Source organism: Bartonella sp. MU70NMGDW, assembly GCF_042194085.1.
GTDB lineage: Bacteria > Pseudomonadota > Alphaproteobacteria > Rhizobiales > Rhizobiaceae > Bartonella > Bartonella grahamii.
This window is the reverse complement of the sequence record NZ_JBHIMK010000007.1, coordinates 12461-26346: the sequence shown is the minus strand read 5'-3', so window position 1 is coordinate 26346 and position 13886 is coordinate 12461. Positions and strand designations below refer to the sequence as shown.

The window sequence follows — 13886 nt, the reverse complement described above, 5'->3', positions numbered from 1 at the left end:
TAAAATTAAGTGTGAAAACAAATTTTTCAAAAGTCAATTCTTGTAAAATTAATCAATTTTGCATAAACCAAGAATATGACAATAACATCTAAATTATTCGATTCAATTCGCATAAGCTCAAATAAAAAACAAAAAGCTGAGCCAGAAGCGCAACAGTGCCAGTGGGAAGGTTGTGAAAAAACAGGATCCCATAAAGCACCAGCAGGTCGAAATCACGAAGGACAATATTTATATTTTTGTATTGAACACGTACGCGCCTATAATAAAAATTTTAATTACTTCTCTGGTCTTAGCAATAAAGATATCGCAAAATTTCAAAAGGATGCTCTTACAGGACATCGTCCGACATGGCCTACAGATCTAAGCAATGGTACAACGAAAAAAACAGCTGCTAATTATGCAAAGATTCGCTCTGGAACAGCTGCCTATCAAAATCGCATGCGCGATCCCTTCACGCTTTTTACGGAGCGGCATTCAAGCAATAACTTCTCACGAAAATTAAAGCCCTTAGAAGCAAAAGCTTTTGATACACTGGGACTACAGGCAAACGCTTCAGCAGAAGACATCAAAATGAAATATAAAGAGTTGGTAAAAAAGCACCATCCTGATTCCAATGGTGGTAATCGTGCCTCAGAAGAGCGCTTTCGTGATGTTTTACATGCTTATAATTTGCTAAAAAAGTCTGGTTTGTGCTAAAAATACGCGCTTATATGAGCCTATTTTCATTTAGACCACCATTATTTGCGCAAGATATTATTTTTTTTCAAAACATTATAGAATACGCAAAAAATCTTCCTTCAATATCTAAGGCTCTCATTATAGAGCATTGCATAAATACTCTAACTCTTGTATCGTTTCTAATGAATAAATAGCGTCCTCTCCCTTCCAGAAACACAATGACAAATCTTACCGTTGAAAATTTGCCCGATATTACACTTTTTGCTCGCGATCTATTTCATATTGAAACAGATCTGAAAGTTCCTGCTTTTAGCACAAAAACCCCCCATGTCCCTGATATTGATCCTGATTATCTTTTTGATCAGCAAACAACTTTAGCGATTCTCGCAGGTTTTACCTTTAACCGTCGTGTAATGGTTTCTGGCTATCACGGTACAGGGAAATCAACACATATTGAACAAGTTGCTGCACGCCTCAACTGGCCTTGTGTCCGAATTAATCTCGATAGTCATGTAAGTCGTATCGATCTTGTAGGAAAAGACGCTATCGTTTTAAAAGATGGCTTACAAATCACTGAATTTAAAGAAGGCATTTTGCCATGGGCTTATCAAAATAATATTGCTCTTGTTTTCGACGAATATGACGCGGGGCGTCCCGATGTTATGTTTGTCATCCAACGCGTTCTTGAAACCTCTGGAAAATTAAGCTTACTTGATCAAAGCCGTGTCATCTCTCCACATCCAGCCTTTCGTCTTTTTGCAACAGCAAACACCATTGGTCTTGGTGATACAACCGGTCTCTATCATGGTACCCAACAGATCAATCAAGCTCAAATGGACCGTTGGTCTATTGTTACAATACTCAATTATTTACCCCATGATAAAGAGGTTAATATCATTTGTTCAAAGGTCAAATCCTTTCAAACGACTGAAGGAAAAAAGATAATTTCACAAATGGTTCATGTTGCTGATATGGTACGCCAATCTTTTATCAATGGAGATCTTTCAACTGTCATGAGTCCACGTACCGTCATTACTTGGGCAGAAAATACAACAATTTTTCAAGATGTCGGCTTTGCCTTCCGATTAACCTTTCTCAATAAATGTGATGAACTCGAACGTGCCACTGTTGCAGAATTTTATCAACGCGCCTTTGGACAAGAGCTTCCCGAATCACTCATTCATGGTGTTTCGCCTTAAGGAATCTGTCACTCATGGCTACCGATATTGGCGACAACAAAAATCTGGCAAAAGATTCTTCCAACAACACTCTTAATGCTGAAGCGTTTAAAAAAGCACTTTCCACCTGTATGCGTGCAATTGCAGGCACAAAAAACCTTGAAGTTTCCTTTAGTCATAACCGACCATCTTTAAGCGAAAGTTGTGCGCGTTTACCAGAATTATCTCAATACGCAACGAATAAAGACATCACCATTACCCGCGGATTAGGTGATTCCATGGCTCTACGCAAAGCATGGCATGATAACCGCATTCACATGCAATTTGCTCCACTAGAATCAGAAGCACGTGCTGTCTTTGATGCCTTAGAACAAACACGCGTTGAAGCAATTGGTACTTTAGCCATGGAGGGGCTTGCAAAAAATCTTGATGTCATGCTCGCCGATAAATACAAAAGAGCCCATTATCATAAGATTAGCAACCAAAGTGAAGCCCCCATCCAAGAAGCGATTGCACTTTTATTGCGTGAAAAAATAACAAAGCGCACAGCTCCAAGAGAAGCAGGTCCTGTCTTAGAATTGTGGCGTCAAGAACTCGAACAAAAAGCAGCAGCAGAACTCGATGAACTCACTCATCATATTTACAACCAACAAACTTTTGCACAGATTGTTCGCCAAATGCTTGCTACACTCAAAATGACAGTGCAACAAGCTGAAGCTTCTAACAGTGAAAACAATAAAAAATTAAAAAACGAATGTGAACCTCAAGCCCAAGCAGAAGAAGAGAGTGAAAACAAAAAACACGCTCAAAGTGAAGAACAAACCAGCACTGAACAAGAAAGTGATGTGCAAGACGACGGAAAAACACAAGCGACACAATCAAACAACAATGATCAAGCTGACGGCGAACAAAAAAATGAACCTTGGCAAGAAAAGCCAAGCAGACCCAAACGCCTTTTTTCCGATTCGGAACAAATGGAAAGACTTGGTGATTATAAAATCTTCACCCGTCAATTTGATGAAATTTTGGAAGCAACAGATTTTTGTTCTGAAAACGAGTTAGATCACTTACGCCGTTATCTTGATAAGCAAATCAATCATCTTCAAAACATCGTTGGACGTTTAGCAAACCGTCTCCAGCGCCGCTTGATGGCGCAACAAAATCGCAACTGGAGCTTTGACCTTGAAGAAGGGTATCTTGATACAGCACGGCTTCCACGTCTAATTATTGATCCCATGCAACCCCTTTCTTTTAAAATGGAAAGCAACACCAAATTTCGGGACACGGTTGTTTCACTTCTCATTGATAATTCTGGCTCAATGCGCGGACGCCCCATTAGCGTTGCCGCAAGCTGTGCTGATATTTTGGCACAAACTCTTGAACGTTGTGCTGTCAAAGTTGAAATTTTAGGTTTTACCACTAAAACGTGGAAAGGAGGAAAATCGCGAGAACAATGGCTTACCCAAAACAAATCCCACAATCCTGGACGCCTCAATGATTTATGCCATATCATCTATAAAAGTGCTGATACCCCATGGCGTCGCGCACGACGCAATTTAGGTTTGATGATGCAAGAAGGATTATTAAAAGAAAATATCGACGGAGAAGCTTTAATTTGGGCTCATCAACGTCTTTTATCGCGGCGTGAACAACGTCGTATCCTCATGGTCATTTCTGATGGTGCTCCTGTTGATGATTCGACACTATCGGTCAACTCCAGCAATTATCTAGAAAAACACTTACGCGCAGTGATTCAAGAAATCCAAACACACTCCCCCATCGAACTCATTGCCATTGGAATTGGTCATGACGTCACACGTTATTATCAACGTGCTGTAACAATTATGAATGCTGAAGAACTCGCCGACGCCATAACAAAACAATTAGAAATACTTTTTAGTGATAAAAAGCCTCATATTCATAAGAAATAAATCTGCCTTGAAACAGCCAACAATTACATCTTAAAAAATTATCTCCATCATTAAACCATCGGCATTAAACCATCGGAATTTGATGACTAACAACCTGAGAAGATAATCCCACAAACTGAATATCGAACTTTAAAGAAGCTTCTACTTTACTGGATGCATTATGAATTCTAAAAGAAATGCTCCAACCATCTTCAAAAATTATAATAAGTTTGTTTTTACTTTCTGGTTTTAGTGCAACTGATAAAATTTTGCTTGGAATTTTCCATTTACGACCATATCCCAGAGTGCCATTCAAATTAAAAGACTGAATAATAACCCGTTTTTGTTTAGATCTTGTATCTATCATAATCTTATAAAAATCATAAGAACCTATAACATACTGAAACAATAGCTTCACAAATTTATCTTGATAATCTAAACAAAGCCTTTGAAGTTCTTTAGAAAAAGCTTCTAGGATTGGAAGATAAACTCTGCTGTCTTTATCCTCTATATCTCTAAAGAACATCTTCTTATCTCTAAGCTCTGCTAAATAATCAAAAATAGGCCTAACTTCATTGAAATAAACGCTGCTACAAGAATAACCCGTCCATTCTTTACCAAAATCTATTTTACCAGAAAGGCGAGGATGTTTGATAGCGCTATGATTATGTTTTGCAGAAATACCAATAGGATTTTCAGGAACTTTTAAAATAATATCACGGACATCTCCTTTGATCCCAACAAAATCTTCCTAAAGAACAAAAGTTTTCGTGTTTCTAATATTTTTATCATGTAACTGTAAAAAAACGGCTGCTTCAATAGAAGCAAGATTTAAAAGCCTTTTTTTCAGTATTATTAAATAAATTATAAAAAGACACCGCTATTTGAAAAGACGAGTTAAACTCTATAGAAGCCTTTGTTGCTTTTTTAAAACCCATAGCCAAAGCATATTCAAAGGCTTTTCCATTTTCTTACCTGTTTCATGCAATTTCCTAAAGATCCTTACTCAAAATTACGAGTTCATTTGATTTTTTATTGTTTCCCATACCGTAAGTCCATTCAGGATTTAAGTATTGTATGTCCTTTATAAAGTTCTCTAATTTCCAGACAATCATTATAAGATAAAACCCCATCTGTGACGCTTTCTTAAAAGCTCAGCAAGAGATTGATGATCAAAAGGATGATGTTTATCGCCTTTTTGACCATAAAGTTTTTGATTAATAAGGTACGGAGGATCACAATAAAGAAAATCGTTAGAGTGTTTAGGAATACTTTCTGTAAAATCTCTGTGTTCCATTGTGAAATTTTCAATCTTAAAATCTTTAAGCCATTCAATAGAACGATAATTGTATCGAGGATGTCCTGGAGACATACCGCCAGAAAGTATTTTTCCGGAAAAAAGAGCAATTAAGAGTAAGAAAAAACAGCAGTAATCTCTAATTGATTTTTAATATTCCCAAAAGTTTTTTGGAGATTATAAAACATTACGGGAGTCATATCTTCATATTCTCTTACTTTTTCTGCAAGAGCTGAAGCAGCTTTCAAAAGCATCTGCCAAAAAATAACAAGCGGCTTAAAAGCATCATAAGCATAAACCTTTGTTCCTCTTTTTGCTAAGGTTAATTCAATTGTCCCCCCTCCTACAAAAGGAGAACATAAAGTTTTTTATTTCCTTATATAGTTATTAATAATTATAGGAACAGCACGACTTTTCCCTCCCGGATAACGAAGAGGTGATTTTACAATAGGCAACTCCCTAGTCTCTCTCTGTTTTTTCAAGGAAGTTAATACAAAATTATCAAATAAAGCCTCTGTATGATCTGTTTGATTTATCATTTTATTCATACTATCAGCTCCAAGTATCGCATTTTCTAACCTACAATTGTCTAAAATAAATACTCGAAGCGTTTGCCAAATTCTACAGAGATCGCATTATAACAAATTGTAAATTCATTAACATATCTGCACAAACATTTGTTACTAAAATAATGATAAATACCAGTATAACCCAATTTTAAAACTGTCAAAAAGGACTTGATACCATTGGTATTTATTTTTCTATTTATATACTACCCAAATGTCTATCGAAATGTTTTTTCCTTTATAAGAACCAAGTTTCTTATAACTCAAATAATCATAAGTAAGAAATCACAATTCTTAACAAGACATTTTTGATCCTTTATAAGAGCTTGATTATCTGTTTTTAATACTGATAAGATGCTCTTATCTCATACTGAATCAGTCAAAAGCACTTCCTTACACATCATAAGCATAAATGATGTATGGATAAATACAACTTGAGAAAAGAATCAAAATCCCTTTTTTGAATCCACTCAAATTCTGTTCGCAGAAGCATAACGCACAACCTTCTCTTCTTTAGCAAAACAAAAAGACAAAGATCATTATTTGTTACAAACAAAAGAAGAATCATTCTTTGAATGACTTTGATAAAGAGGAAGCTTTACAATATTAAGAATTGTTCCATAGGGAATCAACATAAACAGGCTCATAATAATTTTTACCGAAAAATCACCAAAAGCAAGCGAGAGCCAAACTGGCATGCCTATCCCTCCCAAAACAGTACTCTCCACCAGTGAACTATCAGCGTACCCTGTTATCTTATCAAGAACAGCAAAAGAGCTAGAAAAAGCAAGAGCAAAAAACAGCACTGTATCCAAAGCCGAACCAACCAACGCTGCTGCTAAAGGTGCTTTCCACCATGTTTTACGTCGTAAAGGAGTAAAAACAACAATATCAAGGAGTTGTCCAAATAAAAATGCAAAACTAGAAGCAAGGGCAAGCCGTGGCGTCGCCAATATCCAAGAAACAAAGACCCCCGCAAAAAAACCAGCATAAACCACACGCCGCGCAGCAGATGGACCATAAAAACGATTGGTCAAATCATTGATCAGAAAAGCAAATGGATAGGTAAAAGCCCCATAAGTCAACAGCTCATTTAAATCAAACCAATAAACAGGATATTGAACAAAAATATTAGAAGCAGTGACAGCAAGGCACATTGCTAAAATAGAAAAAACAATATACCTTTTCTTTTGCTGTTCTCGTAAAAGACTGCTTGAGGGCATTTTTTAAACCTAGGATACGGGACCAATAAAATAAAACGATCAACCTGCAAAAAACTTAACGTCTAGAACAGAAAACCGGAATAAAAGCGTCAATAAACAAAAAAGAATGACGATAGCAATTACGCTGCTTGTTCAGCCTTTTGCTCACCTTCTTGCTCAGCTTTTTTCTTAATGATTTGGCGTTTTAGCAAACGCGCACGTTGCGACAACTCTTTATCGTCTGCTTTGACCAAAAAACCATCAAGTCCACCACGATGCTCAACAGAACGCAACGCACTTGCTGAAATGCGCAAGCGGTAACTTTGCTGTAACACTTCTGAAATCAATGTCACATTGCAAAGATTTGGTAAAAAACGACGCCGAGTCTTATTATTTGCATGGCTAACATTATTACCATACAGAACCGTCTTCCCTGTCAATTCACATGCACGAGACATAAACTTCACCCTTAAACTCTAAGAAACTTTCAAATTCCCATACCCAAAAGACACAATGAACGCAAAACACGCACAATGCAACCTTGAACGGGCATCATTGGGAAGTTTCTTTCTAATAGGGGGTCGACAACAAAAGGTCAAGTCTTTTATAAAACCTTTTTCATCTCTTACGGGCTCATTCTTCATCTTTTTTCTCAATTAAGGCGTGCAAATTCTGCCAAAAAGCGTACAAAATGTTTTTTTTAAATACATACCATGTTAGAATAAAAGCCTATTGTCCCGAAAGGAAGCATAAATCATGAGCAAAAAAGTGCCCCCCATGACAAAGCTTCAGGGAAATTCTTGCTGTTTTTCTTCTTTTTTGTTTGGGACTTTATGTATTTGTTTTTTTCTTCTCTTTAGCGCATTAGGTATATGGCAAGTACAACGGTTAAACTGGAAAACAAATCTTATCACCAGTGCCAATCAGCGCGTTCATTTGCCCCCCATAAAAGCCCCCCTAAAAAATCAATGGTCAGATATTACTTTTGAAAAAAATGAATATCAACCTGTTGTTATCACAGGAAAATTTTTAACAGACAAAAATATTTTAGTCACTGCAGCCGCTCAAAATACTACAGGCTATTGGGTTTTGACTCCTTTACAGACTACTGATAATGCACTGATCTTTATCAACCGTGGCTTTATCCCCATGGATGAACGTAACAATTTTCAAAACCCAGAGCAATCGCATACAAATGCCTCATCTCAGCAAAATTCTACCACGGACACAGAACAAACAACGATTATAGGTTTATTACGCATGAGTGAAAAAAATGGTTTTTTCCCGCGTAAAAATAATCCGGACAAAAATTTATGGTATACGCGCGATCTCCCCGCTATGGCACAAAAACTTGGTTTGTCCACTGTTGCCCCTTATTTCATTGATGCCAGAAAAACATCTCCACAAGCAAACCTTCCCGTCGTTGGTCTTACGATTATCCATTTTCGAAATAATCATCTCGTTTATGCAATCACGTGGTTTATTTTAGCTGCTGGTGTGTTAGGAGCTTTTCTTTTTCTGCTACGGCAAAAAAACTAAAAAAAGATCTCTTCTATCTCAAGTGATAAAGAGAATAGAATCTACTAACTTGCGCCTTTGTTAAATAAAGATCATAGGCATACAATGGATCTTTATACCATCCACAAAAGATTTACGCGACACTCTTTAAAAAACCATCATAAAACGAGGGATGATTCATTAAAAATGTAATGCCCAAAAATGTGAAACAACGCATTATCTCCACTCTTAAAAAAATTCATTCTAAAAAAACATTGTCATAAACGCTTTTGAAAAACATAAAGCCAAATTTAAAAATGATAGGAAAGATAGGCACTCATTTTTGCTTTTATAATTTTATATTCTTGCTTCATTAGATTGTTTCCCATTTCAGAGATTACTCCAACTGATATACGCAATACTTTCGCCTTCATCTAGTATAAAAGCTAATATAGCAGAGAATATACGGATGCATTTTTTGTTTCAAAACTGCTATGAAGATGAGATGTTGAGTTATAAGCAACAAAAAAACATTTAATGTCTCAATGAGACTTTACACCCACCACCACACCTCAAATGAGAGTGTTTTTACAGGATAATAAAAAAGATGAGTCATCCTATATTCTAAAAAGACAGTTTATCCTTTCAGTGTATTTTGCTAAAGGCTTATGCTATAAATGTATAAGCGTGTTTTACTAGAATTTTAACTCTTTAATTTTTAAGGCTTCTGTTATGGGTGTTGTTGCCAAAAATTTTCCCATACCTGATCTTCATCGGGTTCGTCGTGTTCTCTTTTCTGTGTCTGATAAAACGGGTGTGGTTGCTTTTGCACAAGCCCTCCATGCGACTTACAATGTTGAATTAATCTCAACAGGAGGAACAGCCAAAACCCTCATAGCGGCTGGTTTACCGGTAAAAGATGTTGCTGAAGTTACTGGATTTCCTGAAATAATGGATGGGCGTGTAAAAACACTCCATCCTTTGATTCATGGTGCTTTGTTAGGGGTAAGAGAAGATCCTAGCCATAGGGAAGCTATGGAAAAGAACAGCATTCATGGAATTGATCTTTTGGTGGTGAATCTTTATCCTTTTGAAGAGACGATCCTATCGGGAGCCGATGGACAAACGATTCTTGAAAATATTGATATCGGTGGACCGGCGATGATTCGCGCCGCGGCAAAAAATTATGCTTATACCGGTGTTGTAACAGCGATAAAAGATTATGATTCGATTCTAGCTGAATTAAAGCAGCATAATGGATGTTTAAGCTTATCTATGCGTCATCAGCTAGCAATGCGCGCTTATGCACACACGGCTGCTTATGATACGGCAATAGCATCGTGGTTTGCACGGGATTTAAAAATTGAAACTCCATCGTGGCAGAGTTTTTCTGGTCATCTTGAAAGTGTTATGCGCTATGGAGAAAATCCACATCAACAGGCAGCATTTTATCGCAATAATGAAAAACGTTTTGGTATTGCAACAGCAAAACTTTTACAAGGCAAAGCGCTTTCTTATAACAATCTGAATGATACAGACGCAGCCTTTGAACTTGTGGCAGAATTTGATCCGCAAAAAACCGCTGCTGTCGCTCTTATTAAACATGCCAATCCTTGTGGTGTTGCGGAAGGAGAAAATTTGAAAGAAGCTTATTTGAAAGCTCTTATGTGTGATAATGTATCGGCATTTGGTGGAATTGTTGCTTTAAATCAACCCCTTGATGAGGAATGTGCTGAAGAGATTGTTAAAATTTTCACAGAAGTGATTATTGCTCCTGATGCCACAATGGCGGCACGTGAAATTATTGCCAAGAAAAAAAATCTTCGTTTGCTCATTACAGGTGGAGTTCCTGATCCACGCTGTGCAGGACTTCTTGCGAAAACACTTGCAGGAGGGATTTTAGTGCAATCGCGTGATAACGTAGTGGTTGATGATCTTAAATTGCAAGTAGTGACAAAGCGGGCACCAACTCAAGATGAAATGCGTGATCTTCAATTTGCTTTTCGTGTAGCAAAACACGTTAAATCAAATGCTATTGTATACGCGAAAAATAGCGCAACAGTTGGAATTGGAGCCGGACAAATGAGCCGCATCGATTCAGCAAAAATTGCTGCAAGTAAAGCAGCAGAAAGTGCCCAAAGAGCAGGCTTAACAGAAACTCTCACAAAAGGATCGGTTGTTGCATCAGATGCATTTTTTCCTTTTGCAGATGGTTTATTAGCAGCAGCTGAAGCAGGAGCAACAGCAGTTATTCAACCAGGAGGCTCCATGCGTGATGAAGAAGTTATCACGGCTGCTGATGCGCAGGGTTTAGCGATGGTTTTCACAGGAACACGACACTTCCGCCATTAATAATTTTGCTGATTCTCTCTATTATATGAGACAAATGTTTCAAGGAACTGTTCATAATCATCGTATGACTATTGATAACTGTTGAAATGGAAGCAGTTATTCAATCCAAAGAATCTACTCGTGAAGAAGTTTATCACCACAGAAAATGCACATAATTTAATCATTATTTAGGGATAGGATATTGTCGTTGTTAATATTTTTAATGGTTTCCCTTTCACATGAGCAAAATGTTAAAAGGGTATTATTTTGTATGTAGATGCATACCTGTTATGATATTATAACACAACTCTTTTTAGTAATATGCTCTATTCTTAAACCAAAGAGTGAAATGAAAAGTTTGAGTAGAGGATATGAATATTCTACGTTTTTATAGTAATTGGCGCCGTTATCGTCGAACCGTTAATGCATTAAGTTGTCTTTCAACATATGAACTCAGCGATCTTGGAATTTGTCGCGGTGATATTGATTCGATTGCACGGCGTTATTCGCGTAAATCTTTATAAAAGTTATTTGAAGCATTTGAGAGAGTGCTTTGCTATGAAAAAACACTCATTTTGTGGTTTGTTATTATGACTTCATTTTTAGTATAATAACAAAGAGCGGAGGGGCTGTCTTTTTCGGGCGCTGCTATGTATTGTTTCTTGAATTTTCAGTGCTTCTGTGATGTATAATATTTGATTAATAATTTAGCGTTATTCATATTGAATTAGAACCCCGAATACCGAAGATTCTCCCATTCAAAATCTATGTGTGTTGAATCAACCAAAACCATTCGCTTGCACGTTACAAGCAGGGGGTCCTGTGTGGATAAAAACTATTAAGAAAATTCTAAAAATGCCTCTTATGAACCATCTCTAATGCTAAGAGCTTGTTACAAATATTGGGCACTATAAATAGTGTGATAGTGCCGAATTGCTCCTTGCGTAAAGATGAGGTGCTTCATGGATTTACCGTTATACCCATCACAGACATCGTCGCGAAATAGGCTTGGAAGTATTAAGGGATTTTTCTTTAATATAAGTCCGTGAATATGCAATAAATAGCGCTCTGTTTTTTGTGAGGAACGTAACCCTATTAATGCAACTCTCTCAGAGAGAAATATTGATCCCAACAGCACACTTAAGAACTTATCGAAGATAAGCAACAGCTTTATTTTCTCTCCACAGCTTTAAAGAATGAAGATCCTTAACCAGTACTCATCTGTCAACAATGGTCTGTTAAAAACTCTTTTTTCGGGAGCCAATCCCTCTTAGCATCACCTCATGAGATTCTATGAGCAAACCTTGCCTAAAAACATCCAACCTATACTCTAACAAAATGCTTCATGTATAAAATTTATATGATCTTCAAATTTTGAGAATATTACCACAATAAACGATGATGTTTTGCGCCACGAAGATAAAACGCAATATACTATGGGTTGGAACAATGTTCTGATTTTTTATCAAACGCTTTACGGATAAAACGCCAACGAACTTTTTCCTGAAATGCAGGACGAAAATATAAAACAATCTGTTGTGTCCGTTGTGGACCTGTTAATTCTGCAAAATCAATCGAATCTTCAAGAAAAATATCTGCATCAGGCGATATAAAATACCATACTTGTTCGCTCTTCACGTTCTCGTTCTTTACGGCTAAACAGACACGTTTGCCATCATAGTTAACTTCAACTTGTGGATGAAGATGAAACCGAACAGCAACATGATTTTGTTCATTTTGCACACTCTTGTGTCTCTTTCCCCCTTTATTTGGCATAAAAAAGCGATCAAAACCTTCGATCATATCTCCATTTGTCGCCAAAATAACACCACGCTCATGAATAAGATTAAAAGGTCGCACATAACCATTATGACTCGCAATAAAACCCGTCTTCTCTGAATCCTCTATACGGCGCACTTGAACTTCCCTGGGTCCATCAAACAAAAATGGCGCGCCATTTTTCTTTTTATGATAAAAAGCACCCACTGAACAATCATTAAGCGTAGCTGTTGAATGTGCTGCAGTAACACGCCCTAAATGTCGATAATCTTCCCGACCATCAGGATTAACACCAGTATTGATAATAAAACGGTGCCCTTGTGAAGACATTTCAAAAGACAAACACCCCGAACAAGCCTGCTGTGCTACAAAGCGGGGTGGAAACTTTCCTGTATCTGCAAGCACTGTTGTTTGATTGGCTTTTAAGCGCTGAAATCCTGAATAACGGGCATAACTAAAAGGATGCCCTCCTGTTTCATCAAGCTTCAAAAGGGACGATAACCGTTCCGACACAAGGGGACCAACCCCATTAAAATGAGCCAACGTTTGATCCTCATGGATAAAGAATCGTAAAGCTGGCAACATACGCTCAACAGAATCAATCAAAATACGTGGTGCTGTTTCATTGCTACGCATAAAAAGATGCCGTAACGACAATAAATCCGATAACAAATTCAGCAAAATAACAGGACTACGAGAAATATGCCCACCATCAACTAGGATTTGACGGGAAAGCTCTTTTATAAGTGTGGTTTGTACCTTTTTTTTCACTGCCACAGAAACAGGCAAAGCAAGAGATGCGAACGTCAAAGCCGCTGCTGCTTGTAAACGTCGGTCATCATGCTCCATACTGCAAATTGTTACGCGCAAATAACGAAATTGCAAACCAAGCGCACGTAAAAAGCGTTTTTCAAACCGTTCACTTGCCCCTTCTAACAACATTTTCGAATGACAAATCCATGAAATCAAGCGCCGCGCCACAACAGGACCACTCCAAGCAAGCCCTTTTACCTTCTTTCCAGCATGGTCAAACCAATCTTCTAAAAGAGAGCGTGCATGTGCAGAAGCTAAATCACTTCCTGCTGCCTCCATATGGCGCAACCAATGAAAATCATGTAGAGCCTCTTCCCATTCTAGCGTTGGTGGAACCAATGAAAACGGCGAAACAGCACCAGAATGAACAATGTGACCAGCAAAAGCAAAACGACCATGATAAAATTCATGCGCCATCATAGGGTCTGCTACATGCAAATCCATGGGATGCGCTAAAATTTTATGAGGACGAAACCCTGAAAACCGCCAACGAAACAATGGTCCAACCCATAAACGCCGCATAATATTCTGTATCGTATCGATACAGGCTGCCACTTTTACCTGAGGAGCTTTTACCGCAACCGCCAAAATTTCATCTCCATTTATGCTGAATCAAATACAATTTCGACCATTTT

At 37.6% G+C, this 13886-nt stretch carries 12 protein-coding genes and 2 pseudogenes; 6 read left to right on the top strand and 8 right to left on the bottom strand.

Annotated features, from left to right (window positions below; translation table 11 throughout):
• Nucleotides 1-75 precede the first annotated feature (75 nt).
• From ACFIKE_RS01480 to cobT, 3 genes are all read left to right on the top strand, one after another.
• Nucleotides 76-696 (top strand): J domain-containing protein, encoded by a 621-nt coding sequence (locus ACFIKE_RS01480; protein ID WP_375626002.1) that lies wholly within the window; start codon nt 76-78, stop codon nt 694-696.
• Between the two features lie 200 nt (nt 697-896).
• Entirely contained in the window at nt 897-1877 is a 981-nt protein-coding gene (gene cobS / locus ACFIKE_RS01475) for a cobaltochelatase subunit CobS (protein WP_375648233.1), read from the top strand.
• Between the two features lie 14 nt (nt 1878-1891).
• On the top strand, nt 1892-3787 hold the full coding sequence (gene cobT / locus ACFIKE_RS01470; RefSeq protein WP_375648232.1) for a cobaltochelatase subunit CobT: 1896 nt from the start codon (nt 1892-1894) through the stop codon (nt 3785-3787).
• A 64-nt stretch (nt 3788-3851) separates the two neighbouring features.
• On the opposite strand, the pseudogene ACFIKE_RS01465 reads toward cobT, so the two are convergent.
• The 7 genes and pseudogenes from ACFIKE_RS01465 to rpmB all read right to left on the bottom strand — a co-directional run.
• Nucleotides 3852-4505: pseudogene (locus tag ACFIKE_RS01465) on the bottom strand (HaeIII family restriction endonuclease); the annotation flags it as partial.
• 375 nt (nt 4506-4880) lie between these two features.
• Nucleotides 4881-5138, bottom strand: a complete 258-nt coding sequence (locus ACFIKE_RS01460) for a DNA adenine methylase (RefSeq protein WP_375648231.1) — start codon at nt 5136-5138, stop codon at nt 4881-4883.
• Nucleotides 5139-5173: 35 nt separating this feature from the next.
• Nucleotides 5174-5419 (bottom strand): annotated as a pseudogene (locus ACFIKE_RS01455) (DNA adenine methylase); the annotation flags it as partial.
• Between the two features lie 12 nt (nt 5420-5431).
• Nucleotides 5432-5611, bottom strand: a complete 180-nt coding sequence (locus ACFIKE_RS01450) for a hypothetical protein (RefSeq protein ID WP_375648230.1) — start codon at nt 5609-5611, stop codon at nt 5432-5434.
• A gap of 41 nt (nt 5612-5652) precedes the next feature.
• Entirely contained in the window at nt 5653-5820 is a 168-nt protein-coding gene (locus ACFIKE_RS01445; RefSeq protein ID WP_375648239.1) for a transposase, read from the bottom strand.
• Between the two features lie 348 nt (nt 5821-6168).
• The gene (locus tag ACFIKE_RS01440) at nt 6169-6852 is read right to left on the bottom strand and encodes a VUT family protein (protein ID WP_375648229.1); all 684 of its coding nucleotides are present in this window, start codon (nt 6850-6852) and stop codon (nt 6169-6171) included.
• Nucleotides 6853-6971: 119 nt separating this feature from the next.
• A complete protein-coding gene (rpmB, locus tag ACFIKE_RS01435; RefSeq protein WP_273787609.1) occupies nt 6972-7289 on the bottom strand; it encodes a 50S ribosomal protein L28 in 318 nt (105 codons plus the stop codon).
• A gap of 298 nt (nt 7290-7587) precedes the next feature.
• Here rpmB and ACFIKE_RS01430 point away from each other — a divergent pair, with 298 nt between their 5' ends.
• From ACFIKE_RS01430 to ACFIKE_RS01420, 3 genes are all read left to right on the top strand, one after another.
• Nucleotides 7588-8370 (top strand): SURF1 family protein, encoded by a 783-nt coding sequence (locus ACFIKE_RS01430; RefSeq protein WP_375648228.1) that lies wholly within the window; start codon nt 7588-7590, stop codon nt 8368-8370.
• A 690-nt stretch (nt 8371-9060) separates the two neighbouring features.
• Nucleotides 9061-10680 (top strand): bifunctional phosphoribosylaminoimidazolecarboxamide formyltransferase/IMP cyclohydrolase, encoded by a 1620-nt coding sequence (gene purH, locus ACFIKE_RS01425; protein WP_375648227.1) that lies wholly within the window; start codon nt 9061-9063, stop codon nt 10678-10680.
• A 350-nt stretch (nt 10681-11030) separates the two neighbouring features.
• Entirely contained in the window at nt 11031-11183 is a 153-nt protein-coding gene (locus tag ACFIKE_RS01420) for a DUF1127 domain-containing protein (protein WP_273787606.1), read from the top strand.
• A gap of 910 nt (nt 11184-12093) precedes the next feature.
• Here ACFIKE_RS01420 and ACFIKE_RS01415 read toward each other — a convergent pair.
• On the bottom strand, nt 12094-13839 hold the full coding sequence (locus tag ACFIKE_RS01415) for a heparinase II/III family protein (RefSeq protein ID WP_375648226.1): 1746 nt from the start codon (nt 13837-13839) through the stop codon (nt 12094-12096).
• Nucleotides 13840-13886: the final 47 nt, after the last annotated feature.

Coding starts and splice junctions, on each gene's coding strand:
- ACFIKE_RS01480 (WP_375626002.1), top strand. CDS start 76: ATGACAATAACATCTAAATTATTCGATTCAATTCGCATAAGCTCAAAT.
- ACFIKE_RS01450 (WP_375648230.1), bottom strand. CDS start 5,611: ATGAATAAAATGATAAATCAAACAGATCATACAGAGGCTTTATTTGAT.
- ACFIKE_RS01430 (WP_375648228.1), top strand. CDS start 7,588: ATGAGCAAAAAAGTGCCCCCCATGACAAAGCTTCAGGGAAATTCTTGC.
- ACFIKE_RS01440 (WP_375648229.1), bottom strand. CDS start 6,852: ATGCCCTCAAGCAGTCTTTTACGAGAACAGCAAAAGAAAAGGTATATT.
- cobT (WP_375648232.1), top strand. CDS start 1,892: ATGGCTACCGATATTGGCGACAACAAAAATCTGGCAAAAGATTCTTCC.
- purH (WP_375648227.1), top strand. CDS start 9,061: ATGGGTGTTGTTGCCAAAAATTTTCCCATACCTGATCTTCATCGGGTT.
- ACFIKE_RS01460 (WP_375648231.1), bottom strand. CDS start 5,138: ATGTCTCCAGGACATCCTCGATACAATTATCGTTCTATTGAATGGCTT.
- cobS (WP_375648233.1), top strand. CDS start 897: ATGACAAATCTTACCGTTGAAAATTTGCCCGATATTACACTTTTTGCT.
- ACFIKE_RS01420 (WP_273787606.1), top strand. CDS start 11,031: ATGAATATTCTACGTTTTTATAGTAATTGGCGCCGTTATCGTCGAACC.
- rpmB (WP_273787609.1), bottom strand. CDS start 7,289: ATGTCTCGTGCATGTGAATTGACAGGGAAGACGGTTCTGTATGGTAAT.